The sequence below is a fragment of the uncultured Acetobacteroides sp. genome, assembly GCF_963667355.2.
GTDB lineage: Bacteria > Bacteroidota > Bacteroidia > Bacteroidales > ZOR0009 > Acetobacteroides.
The window spans coordinates 2,751,290-2,767,500 of sequence record NZ_OY763328.2; the positions used below are offsets into that span (position 1 = coordinate 2,751,290).

General features: G+C 46.8%; 9 protein-coding genes, 2 tRNA genes and 2 rRNA genes (1 of these 13 cut by a window edge). 11 read left to right on the top strand and 2 right to left on the bottom strand.

The window, feature by feature from the left end; translation table 11 throughout:
• The first annotated feature begins 25 nt into the window (after positions 1–25).
• From mfd to ACHZA1_RS11415, 7 genes are all read left to right on the top strand, one after another.
• Positions 26–3,385, top strand: coding sequence for a transcription-repair coupling factor (mfd, locus tag ACHZA1_RS11385; RefSeq protein ID WP_320052008.1), 3,360 nt, complete (start codon positions 26–28; stop codon positions 3,383–3,385).
• Positions 3,382–4,104, top strand: a complete 723-nt coding sequence (locus ACHZA1_RS11390; protein WP_320052009.1) for a type III pantothenate kinase — start codon at positions 3,382–3,384, stop codon at positions 4,102–4,104. Before mfd ends, ACHZA1_RS11390 begins: the two co-directional genes overlap by 4 nt.
• Positions 4,097–5,413, top strand: coding sequence for a hypothetical protein (locus ACHZA1_RS11395; protein ID WP_320052010.1), 1,317 nt, complete (start codon positions 4,097–4,099; stop codon positions 5,411–5,413). The genes ACHZA1_RS11390 and ACHZA1_RS11395 overlap by 8 nt, the downstream gene beginning before the upstream one ends.
• A gap of 32 nt (positions 5,414–5,445) precedes the next feature.
• Complete coding sequence (locus ACHZA1_RS11400; RefSeq protein ID WP_320052012.1) at positions 5,446–6,777, top strand: hypothetical protein; 1,332 nt, start codon at positions 5,446–5,448, stop codon at positions 6,775–6,777.
• A 45-nt stretch (positions 6,778–6,822) separates the two neighbouring features.
• Entirely contained in the window at positions 6,823–7,353 is a 531-nt protein-coding gene (gene lptC / locus ACHZA1_RS11405; RefSeq protein WP_320052014.1) for an LPS export ABC transporter periplasmic protein LptC, read from the top strand.
• Positions 7,354–7,557: 204 nt separating this feature from the next.
• Positions 7,558–8,808 (top strand): hemolysin family protein, encoded by a 1,251-nt coding sequence (locus tag ACHZA1_RS11410; protein WP_320052015.1) that lies wholly within the window; start codon positions 7,558–7,560, stop codon positions 8,806–8,808.
• A gap of 87 nt (positions 8,809–8,895) precedes the next feature.
• Positions 8,896–10,980 (top strand): SurA N-terminal domain-containing protein, encoded by a 2,085-nt coding sequence (locus ACHZA1_RS11415; RefSeq protein WP_320052016.1) that lies wholly within the window; start codon positions 8,896–8,898, stop codon positions 10,978–10,980.
• Between the two features lie 590 nt (positions 10,981–11,570).
• Here ACHZA1_RS11415 and ACHZA1_RS11420 read toward each other — a convergent pair.
• On the bottom strand, positions 11,571–12,905 hold the full coding sequence (locus ACHZA1_RS11420) for a dihydroorotase (protein ID WP_320052017.1): 1,335 nt from the start codon (positions 12,903–12,905) through the stop codon (positions 11,571–11,573).
• The gene (locus tag ACHZA1_RS11425; protein WP_320052018.1) at positions 12,905–13,657 is read right to left on the bottom strand and encodes a polyprenol monophosphomannose synthase; all 753 of its coding nucleotides are present in this window, start codon (positions 13,655–13,657) and stop codon (positions 12,905–12,907) included. The genes ACHZA1_RS11420 and ACHZA1_RS11425 overlap by 1 nt, the downstream gene beginning before the upstream one ends.
• A 463-nt stretch (positions 13,658–14,120) precedes the next feature.
• Between ACHZA1_RS11425 and ACHZA1_RS11430 the strand changes: the two genes are divergently transcribed.
• The 4 genes from ACHZA1_RS11430 to ACHZA1_RS11445 form a co-directional block, all read left to right on the top strand.
• A 16S ribosomal RNA gene (locus tag ACHZA1_RS11430) occupies positions 14,121–15,640 on the top strand.
• Between the two features lie 55 nt (positions 15,641–15,695).
• Positions 15,696–15,769, top strand: a tRNA-Ile gene (locus ACHZA1_RS11435).
• Between the two features lie 7 nt (positions 15,770–15,776).
• A tRNA-Ala gene (locus ACHZA1_RS11440) sits at positions 15,777–15,850 on the top strand.
• 84 nt (positions 15,851–15,934) lie between these two features.
• A 23S ribosomal RNA gene (locus ACHZA1_RS11445) occupies positions 15,935–16,211 on the top strand (it continues 2,601 nt past the right edge of the window).
• The 16S and 23S rRNA genes sit together here with 2 tRNA genes alongside, the layout of an rRNA operon.

Genomic DNA, 16,211 nt, shown 5'->3' on the forward strand with positions numbered 1-16,211 from the left:
CGTTCAAAGCATTAAAAGTAGCCTTTTGAACGTAAATCAGCTAATCAAACGAATTGAGCAACAGGAGGCGATAGCCACGCTACGTGGGCATATCGCCTCGGGTTGCCGCTCCATAAAAGCCGATGGGCTTAGCGGTTCCGCAAAGAGTATTGTCGCATCGCTCGTGCTCACGCAAGGACAGGTTGTTTTTTTCGTGCTTAACGAGAAGGATGAAGCAGCCTACTTCTACAACGACCTTTACAACCTCACCTCGTCCGACAGGATACTCTTCTTTCCGTCGGCCTACAAGCGATCCATACAGTACGGGCAGGAGGATCCCTCGGGCATCGTCCAGCGAACTGCCGTGCTCAACGCGCTGAAGGAAGGCGCTCCAACTGACGGCTACTTGGCAATAGTAACCTATCCCGAGGCGCTCGTCGAAAAGGTGGTGTCGTCGGAAAAGCTGCGCACCAATACGCTTAAGATGTCGGTTGGCGAAAAGGTCTCCATCGAATTCGTCCGTGATGTGCTGCTCGAGTACAGCTTCGAGCGGGTCGACTTTGTTTCCGAGCCGGGGCAGTTTGCCGTTCGTGGCGGCATTGTCGACATCTTTTCATTTTCCGATAATAAGCCCTACCGCGTCGATTTCTTTGGCGACGAGGTGGAGTCGCTTCGGACCTTCAACATTGATACGCAGCTCTCGGAGGATAAACTCTCGGTAATCGAGGTGGTTCCCAACCTAAAGAATGCCTCGCTCTCGGAACTTAAGGTCAGCATATTCGATTATGTTCCGTCCACCACCATATTTTGGTTGGAGGAGATGGACTACCTGCATCGTCGCTTCGTAGAAATCGACACCAATACCGATGTTAGTAAAATAGAATCTGTCCACGATGGTAAAGGCGCTAAGGGGGAATGGATAATTTCTCCCGACGAGTTGGTTGAAGGGGTACAACGTTACACTTCTATATCGCTTTCATCTTCTAGCTATCTGAAAGCGGAAAAGACGGTTGATTTCTCCACCATGCCGCAGCCAACGTTTAACAAGAACTTCGAGCTGCTGGCTGATACCATCATGGAGAACAACGAGCGGGGTTACACCACCTGCCTGCTCTCGGAGAATGAGGCTCAGGTAGAGCGCTTGCATAACATCTTCGACTCCATTACCAAGCAACATATTGAGTTCGACTTTGTGCCAGTTGCACTGCACGAGGGCTTTGTCGATCATTCTGCAAAAATTTGCTGCTACACCGACCACCAGATATTTGAGCGCTACCAGAAGTATAAGTTGCGCGGCGAGCTTAATAAGAGCGAGGCCATCACCATTCAGGAGTTAAGCAGCCTGCAAATTGGAGACTACGTGGTGCATATCGATCACGGTGTTGGCGTTTTTGGCGGTCTGGTGAAAACGGAGGTTAATGGTAAGATGCAGGAGGCTATCAAGCTTGTTTACCGCGATAGCGACGTGCTGTTCGTGAATATCCACGCGCTGCACCGCATCTCGAAGTTTAAGAGCAAGGATGGCGAGCCTCCAAAAATATATAAGCTGGGCAGCGGTGCCTGGCAAAAGTTAAAGGCTCAGGCTAAGAAGAAGGTTAAGGATATTGCAAAGGATCTTATTGCGCTTTATTCGCAGCGTCGAGCCTCTCGTGGTTACCAGTTCTCGCCCGACTCGTTTATGCAGTACGAGCTTGAGGCGTCGTTCATCTACGAGGATACGCCCGACCAGATGCGCACTACCAAGGCTGTTAAGGAGGATATGGAAGGTGAACTGCCAATGGATCGTCTTGTTTGTGGTGATGTGGGCTTTGGTAAAACCGAGATTGCAATCCGTGCGGCTCTTAAGGCGGCAGCCGACAGCAAGCAGGTTGCTGTGCTAGTTCCAACCACCATTCTGGCGCTTCAGCATTACAAAACGTTTAGGGATAGGCTTAAGGAGTTTCCCGTAAAAGTTGATTTTGTAAGCCGCCTAAAATCGGCCAAGCAGATAAAGGATACGCTTAAGGAACTTGGCGAAGGTAAAATAGATATTCTGATAGGTACGCATCGCGTAATAGGGAAGGATATCAAGTTTAAGGATCTAGGCTTGCTGATTATCGACGAGGAGCAGAAGTTTGGCGTATCAGCCAAGGAGAAACTTCGTCAACTGAAGCATGATGTAGATACTCTAACGCTTACGGCAACGCCGATTCCGCGTACGCTGCAGTTCTCGCTTATGGGCGTTCGCGACCTGTCCATCATACAAACTCCACCACCAAACCGCCACCCAGTTTCTACCGAGGTGCACACGTTTAACGAGGAAATTATTCGCGAAGCCATAACCTACGAGCTCGATAGGGGAGGGCAGGTGTTTTTCGTGCACAACCGCGTGATGGACATCATGGAAATGGAGACTTACGTAAAGAAGCTTGTGCCGGGAGTAAAGACTCTGGTTGCTCACGGTCAGATGGAGCCAGATAAACTCGAAAAAACGATGATGGCATTCATCGATGGTGAGGCTGATATTCTTTTTGCAACATCAATTATCGAGTCGGGATTGGATATTCCTAACGCCAACACCATCATCATAAATAATGCTCACCAGTTTGGCCTTAGCGATTTGCACCAGCTCCGCGGGCGTGTTGGACGTTCGAATAAAAAGGCATTTTGCTACTTGCTGGCTCCACCTGTTGCAGGTTTACCACAGGATTCGCGCCGTAGGCTAAAGGCTATTGAGGATTTCTCCGATCTGGGTAGCGGGTTCAATATAGCCATGCAGGACTTAGATATCCGTGGAGCTGGAAACCTTTTAGGAGGCGAGCAAAGCGGATTCATTGCCGAGATCGGTTTCGAGGCGTACCATAAGATTCTTAACGAGGCTATTCAGGAACTAAAAGATTCCGAGTTCCGATATTTGTTCGAAGGTAGCGACGAAACACCTGATAAACCTCACGACATCACCTTTGTTACCGACTGTCACATTGATACGGATATGGAGTTGCTGTTACCCGATGCCTATATCGGCAGCATCCCCGAAAAGATTCGCCTATACCGCGAACTCGATGCAATTGAAGACGAGGAGGAACTTGAAAAGTACAAGGCTCGGCTTGTCGACCGCTTTGGTCCAATGCCACTCGAGGTTGAGCAGCTGCTCCACGTGGTTAAGCTGCGCCGTTTGGCTATGTCGTTGGGCTTCGAAAAGATCATCCTTAAAAATGGCATTATGATTACCTATTTTATATCTAACCAGATGTCGGGGTACTACCAAATGCCGCTGTTTGCTAAGTTAATTGGCTACCTGCAATCGCAGCCTAAGAACTTTAAGGTAAAGCAGACCCCTGATAAACTTTACATCTCTATTCCAAATGTAAAGGATGTAGATGCTGCGTATACCATTCTGAATAACATGAAACAAGCAACGCTATGAACCTAATTGTTGATATTGGAAATACAGCTATTAAGCTTGCAGCCATCCGCGATGGAAATATTGTTGACGTTATTCGGGCTAATGGATGGAGCGATAGCTCGGTAGTTCCTTTTCTTTTAAAACATGGGAATTTTGACTACGGCATTGTTTCTTCGGTTCGAGACGAGGTAACTCCTGAAATGCTAGAAACTTTTATCGATAAGAAACTTGTGCTTTTTAGCCATAAAACGCAAGTCCCGATAGCCAACGATTATGAGACTCCTAATACGTTAGGGCTCGATAGATTGGCTGCGGCTGTAGGGGCAAACAATATTTTCCCTCATACAAACGTTCTTGTTGTTGATTGTGGAACGGCAATAACAATCGATTTTGTTTCGGCTATTGGGCGATTCGAGGGTGGCAACATCTCGCTGGGGTTAAATACCCGATTCAAGGCACTCTCGAGTTTCACTTCAAAGCTTCCGTTAGTCGATATTGCCGATGGTTATCCTCTTATTGGTAAAAACACAACCGATGCAATTAGAGCAGGTGTGCTTAACAGTGCAATATTTGAGTTGAATACCTATATTGATCTGTTTAGTGGGCTTCATCCTGATTTAAAGGTTATATTTACTGGAGGGGATTCATTTTTCTTTGATGGAAGATTAAAAAACACCATATTTGTCGTTCCCAATTTGGTAGTCCAAGGGTTGAACCGAATTTTAGAGTATAATGTTTAAAAGAACTTTACGTACATCTTTTTTTATTCTTTTAGTAGCAGTTTCAGTAGCCGCTAATGCTCAAGAGTATAGCAGAAATTTCTATTCACCAAGTACTCTTTACGGTATAGGGCAGCTATCGCTCCCTGGATTCTCAAATACGCGTGGAATGGGTGATGCTGGTATTGGTGTACGAAGTAGGTTTATGATTAACCACCTGAATCCTGCCGCACTTACAGCTCAGGATACCACTACCTTTATTGTTGATTTTGGAATTGAAAGCAACAATATTTATGCGTCAACGAGTAGCAAAAATACCAGCTTTAACGGGTTTTCTGTCGATCATATTTCTATGGCATTCCCAATTTCAAAGAGGCTGTTTACTGCGCTAACATTTCAGCCTATGACACAGGTTGGTTATCGTATTTCTTTTGATGAAACCGATCCTACAATTCTATCAAACATTGGGAATGTGAACTACGAGTACAATGGTAAGGGTGGTGTGAATATTGGTCAAATAGGACTTGGGGCAAAGATATTAGAAGGTCTTTCGGTTGGTGCTAATCTGAACCTATATTTTGGATCTATTGATCGCAACTACAATACTATATTTCCTTCATCAAGTTCCTTGTATTTGTCATCGTACACTACAAGCCGGGTGATGGTGTCGAATCTTGGATTCTCTACAGGTGTATCGTATGCTCGCAATTTGGATGCGGGGAAATTCTTAAACTTAGGGCTAACTTTCCAGCCCAAACTTAACATCTCTGCTAAACTTGACGAACTTACAACTACATCAAACACGGTAGATACTATTGAGTACATTAACCGTAATATCGATTTTGGGATACCTACTAAGGTTGGTCTTGGCGCTTCTTTTGGGAAAACAGACAAGTATACATTCGCTTTTGATTACGAATTTGCCCAATGGTCTAAAGTTACTCCACTAGACAAGATGTCGGATTATGTAAATACAAATTCAGTAAGAGCTGGACTAGAATACACTCCTAATGTTCTTGACTTTCGTAACTACTTTAATCGAATAACTTATCGAATAGGATTTCGTTACAATGATGTGTATTACAAGGTCAATTATTACACATTGGGCAGTGATGGCTCTTTAACTAAAAAAAGTGGTAGTAAAACCAACGATATTGCAGTTACTGCAGGTTTTGCTTTTCCTATAAAGGGGCTATCTTATTTAAATACATCCTTCGAATTTGGACAACGTGGTTCGATAGTTAGAAGCGGTATAAAAGAGAAGTACTTCACCTTTACGGTTGGTGTTTCACTTTTCGATCGTTGGTTCTTAAAACCAAAGTTCAACTAGAAGCGTTTTAGGTGTCTTAATATGGCTGTAGTATGAAACGTAAGATTGTAAATTTTGTAGTCTTTGCATTTCTCACAGTTATTACGGTTGATTCTTCAGCTCAGCCATATCTTAGCAATCCTCGATATGGTGCTGATACCGCCACAAGAAAAAAATGTGCGCTGAATCTTAGCTTATATTTGGATGGCTTTAAGTCGGGTGATTATAAGGCTGCCTATAAGTATTGGAAGGTCGCCTATACCATTTGCCCTGGTGCGCAACTCTCGGCATTACAAAGGGGTCGAACTATCTACCAGCATTTTATAGAGGTCGCTCCCAATGAAGTTGTAAAGCAGGCGTATGTTGATACACTGCTTAGCATCTATGATACTCGCATACAGTATTTCCCTAGTGATATTTCCAATGCGTTGGAGTTTAAAGTTCGCGATTTACTGCTGTATAGACCCGAGCAGACTTCAACGGTTCTCGGAATGATTAATGATCTTATAGCAAAACGGGGGCAAAGCGTTAATGCTGAGATTATAGTTTTCGGGATGCAGATTGTTAGTGAACTTTACCAAAAGAAAGAGGCTACTGGCGATCAGGTAATGAATTACTACTCAACAAGTGGGACTATTGTAGAGAAGCAACTTACAGCAGATCTTGATAACGAAGTTCTGAAGAAGGCGAAGGAGGCTATTGATGCCTATTTTGTGAATAGTGGAGTTGCCAAATGCGACAACCTTATTGCTCTATATGCACCAAAGTTTGAGAAAACGCCTAGTGATATAGATCTTTTAAAGAAAATCATTTCGCTTTTCAGCGCTAATCGTTGTACAAAAAGCGATCTCTACTTCAAAGTTGCTGTTGCTCTTCAAAAGGTTGAACCTACGTCTGAAGGAGCACTCAATTTGGCTCGGTTACTGGTAGAAAAGGGCGAGTATGCAAAAGCAGTTCCTTACTACAAGGAGGCTGCAAATGCACAGTCGAACAACGTAGAGAAGGCAAACATCTTTTTGCTTGCCGCTGATGCTAAACTGAAGATAGGTGATAAGCAAGATGCTAAGGCATTTGCTCGTCTAGCATTGAATGCCAATCCTAGTAATGGATTGGCATATATCATTATTGCAAACATCATTGGATCTCAGAAATGCCCAGGGGCCGATCCTGTAGTTAGTGCTGGTCCTTATTTTGTTGCGGTAGACTACCTCCATAAAGCAAAGCAAGTTGATCCTTCTGTTGCTGCTGATGCTGATAGGCTAATTAGCAGCTACACTGCAGCCTTCCCAAGTAAGACTGACTTGTTTACTTATGCGTATGAAGAAGGGAAAACCATTACTGTCGGTTGTGGAATAAACGAACGAACCGTTATTAGAGCAAGATAGCCAATTCATATTATGTGGTATTTTTATTCGCTTTCTAAAAAAATTGTGGCGGCATTTGCAATTGCAGGTGCAGCCTTCTTGGTATCGTGTACAAGCGATATCGAAACAGTTAAGGCAATATCTAACTTCGAGGGTAAGCCTACCGAAACAATGGATAACTTTAAGATGACCTATTCGGAAGGTGGGCATTACAAGATGGAGGTTTCTGCGCCTATTGTGCAACGTTATTCCTTGCGCAATCCTATAGTTTCGGAGTTTAAACAGGGAATCAGCGTTATTACCTACGACCAGGCAGGTAAACGTGTGGCCAGTATCACGTCTAAGTACGCCATCTACCACGAAGACCAGCAGCTTTGGGAGGCTCGTGGTAACGTGGTGGGGAAGAATGATAAGGGAGAAACCCTTTATACCGAGAAACTCTACTGGAATCAGAATACTGGACGTGTATCAACTAACGTATTCATAAAGGTGGTTAAGCCAGATGGCTCAGTAAGTGTTGGCGAAGGAATTGATGCCGATCAAAGTTTTCAACACTACAACATCAAGAAGCCTCGTCTTTCTGGATTCTCTCTTTAGCCTAACACGATGCAAGTATCTCCAAGAAAAAACAGAATATGGATGTGGATATGGGCAGTAATGTCCATTTCCCTTTTCTTCTTTTCCGTATTCTCCTATATCGCTAAAGATGGGGGTATAGGGACACGTATGTTGGCACTGGCCTTTCTTAGCTCATTAATGTTTATATTGCGGTATTGGTTGAATAAACAGCATCGCACATAAATGAGTTTGACTCTTGTGGTAATCGTTCTATCGCTTGTCTTTTCTGCTTTCTTTTCGGGAATGGAAGTCGCTTTTTTGAAGGCAAATAAGCTTAGGGTGGAACTCGACCGCAAGCATGGTAGAACTTATGCAGGCATTGTAGACATCTTCATAAAGCATTCAGGACAATTTATTTCTACGCTATTGGTCGGTAATTGCGTAGCGCTGGTAGTCTACAGCATCTTTGCCACCCGAATGGTGGAACCTTTCCTTATGCAGTACACCTCCTCTGTTGTTGCAATTTTTTTGGTTACCATTCTTATTGCTGCCGGAGTATTTCTTATGGCAGGAGAACTCATTCCGAAGCGCTTATTTCGTTTAAACCCCAATTTATTACTACGAATATTTGTTGCGCCATTAGCTTTGGCTTTTGTTGTGCTGTATCCTGTTTCGAAGTTTACCTCTTGGATATCAACACTTATGTTGCGCATGGTAGGGCTTCGGGTAAAGCGGGATGATACAGTTCCTATTTTTGATACGGTTGATTTGGTTAAACTTATAAACGAGTCAGAAAAAGGTCATGTAGAGCATACGCACGACCTGAAGATCTTTCAGAATGCGCTCGATTTCTACGGCGTAAAGGTTCGCGATAGGATGATCCCACGAACGGATATCAAAGCAATTGAGGATAATGCGTCTATAGAGGAACTTAAGCAGGTTTTCATTGATAGCAACTTCTCTCGGATACCCGTTTACAAGGGTACTATCGACAATATTGTTGGTTATGTAAACTCGAAGGAACTTTTTAAAAAGCCACGATCGATTCGGCAAATGTTGCTACCTATCAGCTTTATCCCCGAAACCGTATCGGCGCAAAAGATGCTGGCGCGCTTCATTAAGGAGCAAAAGTCGATAGCGATTGTGGTTGATGAGTTTGGGGGAACTGCTGGCTTGGTTACCATTGAGGACATTATAGAGGAGATTTTTGGCGATATCGAGGATGAGCATGACGAGAAGGATACCGTTGAGAAAAGGTTGAAGGATGGAACATACCTCTTCTCAGGAAAGCTTAAGGTTGATGCGCTTAACGAAAGGTATGGACTGGAAATTCCTGAATCCGACGAGTATGATACCCTTGCTGGCTTCATCCTTTACAGCAACGCGAACATCCCATCGCCAAGCGATTTGATTGTGTTTGGCAACTTTAAGTTTAAGATTCTGAGGATGTCTTCAACTCGGATTATATTAGTACATTTGTCCGTTCAGGAATAAAAAACGGCACAAATTCATTTGCTTTGTAACCGATTTTACTATATTCGTGGTCTCAAAAAAAAAGATTAAACTAAATTAAATATTTTCATGGCAACACTAGAAAAGATTAGAAGCCGCATGGGCGTTTTGGTTGCTGTAGTAATTGGTTTTGCTCTTCTTGCATTCATATTGGGGGACTTAATCAACTCGGGAAGTTCACTCCTGAACAGTTCCAAGATGACGTTGGCTGAGATTGATGGGCAAAAGGTATCCATTACTCAGTTTCAGAATAGGCTCGATGAGATGACCGAAACTCAGAAGTTGATTTCCGGTAAGCAATCGTTTACCGAGGAAGAAACGGCGGCTCTAAGGGATCAGGCTTGGGAGGAAATGGTTCGTGAAACGGTTCTCGACCAAAACCTAGCCAAAGAAGGGGTAGATGTTTCTGAAACCGAAATGGCTGACCTCATTCAAGGAAATAACATTTCTCCAGTTGTTCGCAACTTCTTCCAAAATCCCCAAACCGGCATGGTAGATCGCGAGCAGATTGTGGCTTTCGTTAAGAGCCTTGAAGTTAAAAATGCCGATCCTTCTCGTTTGTTGTACTGGAAGTATATCAAGGATCAGGTGAAGGTTGAAAGGCTTACCCGCAAGTATGCCTCTTTGGTTCAACGTTCGATGTATGTAACCTCGTTGGATGCTAAGCGCGCACTTGCCGCAGATGCCAACAAGTATAGCATTCGCTTTGTTGCTCAAAACTTCTTTGCGATTCCCGACTCTGCCGTTAAGACTACCGATTCGGACCTGAAGAAGTACTACGATAAGCATAAGAAGATGTTCCAGCAGGAAGTTGGTCGCGATATCGAGTATGTCGTATTCGATGTTAAGCCATCGAAGGAGGACTACAGCAACGCTCAACAGTGGGTTGCTAAGGTTGAACCTGAATTTGTTGCTGCTCAAAATCCGGCTCAGTATGCTCAAAACAATACCGATAAGAGCTACGACCACTACTTTAAGAAGGGTGAGCTTGCTTCGAAGCTCGATACCTTTGCTTTTAGCGGAAGTACCGCTTCGTTCCTTAAGCCATACTACGATGGCAACTCATTCATCATGGCTCGTATCGCCGACATCAAGATGCTGACCGACTCCGTTAAGGCTCGCCACATCTTGGTTACGGGTAACGGCAATGTTGCTGCTGCTCAAAAGATAGCTGATAGCCTTATGAAGGCAGTTAAGGGCGGTGCAAACTTTGCTGAGCTTGCTAAGAAGTACTCGGCTGATCAAAACACTGCCGTAAAGGGTGGCGAGATTGGCTGGTTGCACAGAGGACAAGTTGACGACTCGACCCTAATGGCTGCATCTGGAACTGTAAAGGTATTTCCTGCTAAAGATGGAATCCACGTGCTTCAGATAACCGACAAGGGTACTGCCAGCAAGCGCGTAAAGTTGGCCGTAGTGCAGCGCGACGTAATTCCAAGTAGCCATACCGTTCAGGCTTCCTATAACGCTGCAAACAGCTTCCTTGCCGACTGTAAAAGCAAGGAACAGTTTAATGCACTAGCGGCCAAGTTTAAGATCAACAAGCGTGTTGCCTCTCGCTTGAGCCCTAACGAGCGTGCAATTTCGGGATTGAATAGCCCTCGTGAGGTTATTCGCTGGGCTTACGATGCCGACAAGGGCGATGTGTCGAAGGTATTCGAACTCAAGGATCAGTTTGTAATTGCTATTCTTGCCGGCGTGCGCGAGAAGGGTATTGCACCTCTTGAGCAAGTTAAGTCGGATGTAGAGTACCTTGTAAAGCGTGAAAAGAAGGGCGAAATGCTCGAGGCTAAGATGAAGAAAGCAATGGAAGGTGTTAACAGCATCGACCAGCTCGCGCAGAAGCTCGGCACACAGGCTGCTGGCGCTGCCGATATTGCCTTCAGCGCATACATCGTGCCTAACGTAGGAATTGAGCCTGCACTGATTGCTGCCGCAACTTCGGTTAAACCAAACACCATCAGCAAGCCAATTGTTGGCATGAACGGCGTTTACGTCCTTCAGCAAACCGGAAAGACGGTTGACCCAGCGTTCAGCATCGAATCTGAAAAGGTTCGTATTAGCAGCATGAACGGTCAACGCTCGGTTTACCAATCTTACGAGGCGCTTAGAAAAGCCGCCGAAATCGAAGATTTCCGTTTCCGTTTCTACTAGTAGATTATCGAAGATTTGATATCATAGGAGAGGGGGGCTTTAGGCCTCCCTCTTTTTTGTGTTCGCAGGTCACTTACAATGGCAAAATCGCTTTTTTCCAGCAGCGGATTCGCGTTCCAGCGTTGAAATGCCTTTCCGCTGGCGGCGGAATTCAATTTCCACGAAGAAATGCTCTTCCGCCAGCAGCGGATTCGTGTTGACGAACTGAAATGTCTTTCCGCTAAACGCGGATTCGCATTGCAAGGATGAAATGCCTTTCCGCTGAATGCGGATTTGCTTTGCAAGGATGGAACATCTTTCCGGACAGCTAAGGTTACTCTTTTTTGAGCTGCGCGGTGCTTTTTCAACCTGCGATCGCTCTTCTTGTTTTATGCGGCACCGTTTCTTATGGGGGCCGAAGCGGGTTGCATCGGTAAAGCCTTCTTCTGCTGTCCGCGAAGCGTCGGTTCAACGATGTGTTCCCCTTCCCACTGTGGGAAGAGGTTGTTTCCCCACTCAACATTCAGCTTCCAACCGGCATGCTTCTGATAAACGAAACGAGCATCCCTAAAGCAGGGATGCTCGTTATTGTTCGCTATTGCTTATTCTATTTACCTGTCGAACGAGAGCCTCATGCCAAGCGGCTTTTCGGAAACCACGCCATCGCTGTAGGCAATTTCACCGTTTACAAAGGTGGTCTTTACGCGATTGGAAAGCGTAACGCCATCGAAAGGCGACCAGCCACACTTGTAGAGGATGTTTTCTTTGGAAATGATCCAAGGTGTCGATGGGTCAACCAGCACCAAGTCGGCGAAGTATCCTTCGCGGATAAAGCCGCGCTGGGCAACCTGAAAGAGCGTTGCTGGGGCATGGCACATCTTTTCTACGACCTCTTCGATGGTATAGAAGCCCTGCTTCGCCAACTCGAGCATTAGCGCTAGCGAATGCTGTACCGATGGACCTCCCGATGGGGCGGTTAGGTACGGGTTCGACTTCTCCTCGAAGGTATGTGGGGCATGGTCGGTGGCTACCACATCTAGCTTGCCAGATTTAAGCGCCTCCCTAAGAGAATCCCGATCAGCCTCCGACTTAACTGCAGGGTTCCACTTTATGAAGTTTCCCCGTTGGGCGTAATCTTTATCGGAGAACCAAAGATGGTGAACGCACACCTCTCCGGTGATCTTCTTTTCGGCAAGCGGCTTGGTGTCGAGGAGTGCCATTTCTTCTTTTGTAGATAGATGCAGCACGTGGAGCCTAGAACTGTACTTGGTGGCAAGGCTAATGGCTAAATCGGTTGACCGAACGCACGCTTCGTTGGATCGGATTAGCGGATGCACCTCCACGGGGATCGTCTCTCCGTAGCGAGCCTGAAATTCAGCAAGGTTTCGGTGGATGGTAGCCTCATCTTCGCAGTGGGTGGTAATGATGGTGGGGCTCTCGGCAAAGATTCCTTCAAGGGTTTTGCGCTCGTCTACCAGCATGTTGCCCGTACTCGACCCCATAAATACCTTAACGCCACAGGTCGTTCTAGGGTCGATCTGTGCGATGACGTCGAGGTTTTCGTTGGTGGCCCCAATATAGAAGGAGTAGTTGGCGAAGGACGTTCTTGAGGCAATCTCAAGTTTCTCCTCCAGCAGCTCAACGGTGGTTGTGGGAGGTTTGGTGTTGGGCATCTCCATAAACGATGTCACCCCACCCGCAGCTGCTGCCCTCGATTCCGATGCAATATCTCCTTTATGGGTTAATCCTGGCTCGCGGAAGTGAACCTGATCGTCGATTACACCGGGTAGGAGTAGAAGCCCTTTGGCATCTATCTTGGTGGCATTGGCTGCCTCTATTTTGTTTGCCGATATCTTGCTAATGCGTCCGTGCTCTACGAGAACGTTGCCTACCCATCGAGTTCCTTCGTTAACGATTGTCGCGTCGCAAATAAGGTATGCTGCCATTACACTTTTGGTTTTTCCTTTATCTTACCAAACACACTTCTGAGGCGCATGTTTAGCACCCCCCAAAAAGCTTCGCCAAATATGCCGCCCGACATTTTAGAAGTACCTCTTGTTCTATCCCTAAAGATAATTGGAACCTCAGCAATCTTAAACTGGAGAAGGTAGGCGTTGTACTTCATTTCAATCTGAAACCCATACCCCCTCATTTTAATGCCATCTAGGTTGATGGTCTCCAGCACCTTTCTTCTGTAGCATTTAAAACCGGCGGTGGTATCCTTTACAGGCATTCCTGTTACGTAGCGGACATATGCAGATGCGTAGTACGACATAAGGATTCTGCCGATAGGCCATTCAACCACAGTGACCCCATTTACGTATCTAGAACCGATAGCGAGATCGGCTCCCTCATGGCAGGCCTCGTATAGGCGAATGAGGTCGTCTGGATCGTGCGAGAAATCGGCATCCATCTCAAAAATGAAGTTGTACTCATGAGCAATCGCCCATTTAAATCCCGTGAGATATGCTGTACCAAGGCCCAGTTTCCCGCTTCGCTCAATTAGGTGAATCCTTTGGCTGTTTACAGGGATTGCCTGCAGCCTTTTTACCTGTGCTGCTGTGCCGTCTGGCGAACCATCGTCTATTATAAGTATATGAAAATCGCCGTGTAGGCTTAATACCTTAGTGATTATCGCTTCGATATTCTCTATCTCATTGTATGTAGGTATGATAACAACCTTGCTGTCGTTTAGCATAGTAAAATTAAGGTGTATTGTGGGACCAAAAATAACCTATTTGTGGCTTAGAACAAACCTTGGACATTTCTAAACCCTATTTTTTTTAGTAATCAACCGTTTGTGTTTTTTGTAGCGACGAAGTTGAAGAAAACACAGGACAAACCCTTGCAGATTCCAAAATAAGCGCTACTTTTGCATCCGCTTTCCGAAAGGAAATACGATCTTTAAAATCGGAATCACGAAAGTAGTCGTCGGGGTTCAAGTTTTGCGAAATCGAAGTTTTCAATTTGAAAAATAAATTTTGCAGATAAAAAAAAATGACTACATTTGCATCCGCAATCGACGAAAAGTCGACAGTGAATGTTTAAAATAGAGTTCTTTGAGGCACTGAGAAGAGAAATATTAAGACAAGTCAATTCTAAATTTGATTTGCAAACTAGAGTTCGAGTCAAGGATTTAAAAAAAATCAAAACAATCTTCTACTATGGAGAGTTTGATCCTGGCTCAGGATGAACGCTAGCGGCAGGCCTAACACATGCAAGTCGAGCGGTAGAGGACCTTCGGGTTCTTGAGAGCGGCGCACGGGTGCGTAACGCGTATGCAACCTACCCTTTACAGGGGAATAGCCCGTCGAAAGGCGGATTAATGCCCCATGGCTCCCAGGTTCGGCATCGGATTTGGGGTAAAGATTTATCGGTAAAGGATGGGCATGCGTGCCATTAGCTTGATGGTAGGGTAACGGCCTACCATGGCTACGATGGCTAGGGGTTCTGAGAGGAAGGCCCCCCACACTGGGACTGAGACACGGCCCAGACTCCTACGGGAGGCAGCAGTGAGGAATATTGGTCAATGGGCGCAAGCCTGAACCAGCCATGCCGCGTGCGGGAAGAAGGCGCTACGCGTCGTAAACCGCTTTTGTCTGGGGGTAACCGCAGGGACGTGTCCCTGCCTGCAAGTACCAGACGAATAAGGGTCGGCTAACTCCGTGCCAGCAGCCGCGGTAATACGGAGGACCCGAGCGTTATCCGGATTCATTGGGTTTAAAGGGTGCGTAGGCGGCCCGGTCAGTCAGCGGTGAAAGGCTCCTGCTCCACAGGAGAGCTGCCGTTGATACTGCTGGGCTAGAATCTTAGCGAGGCGGGCGGAATGCGCGGTGTAGCGGTGAAATGCATAGATATCGCGCAGAACGCCGATTGGGGAGCCAGCTCGCCAGCTGAGTATTGACGCTGAGGCACGAAAGCGTGGGGATCAAACAGGATTAGATACCCTGGTAGTCCACGCCGTAAACGATGATGGCTCGCTCTTGGCCTGCAAGGGTCAGGGGCTTAGCGAAAGCGTTAAGCCATCCACCTGGGGAGTACGCCGGCAACGGTGAAACTCAAAGGAATTGACGGGGGCCCGCACAAGCGGAGGAACATGTGGTTTAATTCGATGATACGCGAGGAACCTTACCCAGGCTCGAACGCCGAACGAATATGGGGGAAACTTCATAGCCAGCAATGGCGGTCGGCGAGGTGCTGCATGGTTGTCGTCAGCTCGTGCCGTGAGGTGTCGGCTTAAGTGCCATAACGAGCGCAACCCCTATCGGTAGTTGCCAGCGGGTTAAGCCGGGAACTCTACCGAGACTGCCAGCGCAAGCTGCGAGGAAGGCGGGGATGACGTCAAATCAGCACGGCCCTTACGTCTGGGGCGACACACGTGTTACAATGGCCGGTACAGAGGGCAGCCACCCAGCGATGGGGCGCGAATCTCGAAAGCCGGTCGTAGTTCGGATCGGAGGCTGCAACCCGCCTCCGTGAAGCTGGATTCGCTAGTAATCGCGCATCAGCCATGGCGCGGTGAATACGTTCCCGGGCCTTGTACACACCGCCCGTCAAACCATGGGAGCTGGGGGGACCTGAAGTGCGTGACCGCAAGGAGCGCCCTAGGGTAAAACCGGTGACTGGGGTTAAGTCGTAACAAGGTAGCCGTACCGGAAGGTGCGGCTGGAACACCTCCTTTCTGGAGTCCTGACTTTTAACTTGTCTGACTCTCTTCTCAAGTGCATCAAACATACAGTCTCGTAGCTCAGTTGGTTAGAGCACTACACTGATAATGTAGGGGTCCGCGGTTCAAATCCGCGCGAGACTACTAACTGGGGGGATTAGCTCAGCTGGCTAGAGCACCTGCCTTGCACGCAGGGGGTCAACGGTTCGAATCCGTTATTCTCCACTAAAATCCATTAGGATAAAGATCTTTGACGTTTGAGGACGAAGCGGCGCATGCGACGGAGTTGATCTCCGGCGGGTGCGCGGAAAGGAGTAAGAAAAGGGCGCACGGGGGATGCCTTGGGTCCTATAGGCGACGAAGGGCGTGGCAAGCTGCGAAAAGCCGCGGGGATCGGCAAGCACGAATCGATCCGCGGATACCCGAATGGGGCAACCCACCTGGCTGAAGGCCAGGTATCCGGAGCAATCCGGAGGCGAACGGGGAGAACTGAAACATCTAAGTACCCCCAGGAGAAGAAAACAATAGTGATTCCCCGAGTAGCGGCGAGCGAAAGGGGATTAGCCCAAACCCATCCGGTTACGGC

What these genes read in the sequence shown, in the direction of transcription:
- ACHZA1_RS11390 (WP_320052009.1), top strand. Translation starts at nt 3,382, where the DNA reads ATGAACCTAATTGTTGATATTGGAAATACAGCTATTAAGCTTGCAGCC.
- ACHZA1_RS11395 (WP_320052010.1), top strand. Translation starts at nt 4,097, where the DNA reads ATGTTTAAAAGAACTTTACGTACATCTTTTTTTATTCTTTTAGTAGCA.
- ACHZA1_RS11400 (WP_320052012.1), top strand. Translation starts at nt 5,446, where the DNA reads ATGAAACGTAAGATTGTAAATTTTGTAGTCTTTGCATTTCTCACAGTT.
- ACHZA1_RS11410 (WP_320052015.1), top strand. Translation starts at nt 7,558, where the DNA reads ATGAGTTTGACTCTTGTGGTAATCGTTCTATCGCTTGTCTTTTCTGCT.
- ACHZA1_RS11415 (WP_320052016.1), top strand. Translation starts at nt 8,896, where the DNA reads ATGGCAACACTAGAAAAGATTAGAAGCCGCATGGGCGTTTTGGTTGCT.
- ACHZA1_RS11420 (WP_320052017.1), bottom strand. Translation starts at nt 12,905, where the DNA reads ATGGCAGCATACCTTATTTGCGACGCGACAATCGTTAACGAAGGAACT.
- ACHZA1_RS11425 (WP_320052018.1), bottom strand. Translation starts at nt 13,657, where the DNA reads ATGCTAAACGACAGCAAGGTTGTTATCATACCTACATACAATGAGATA.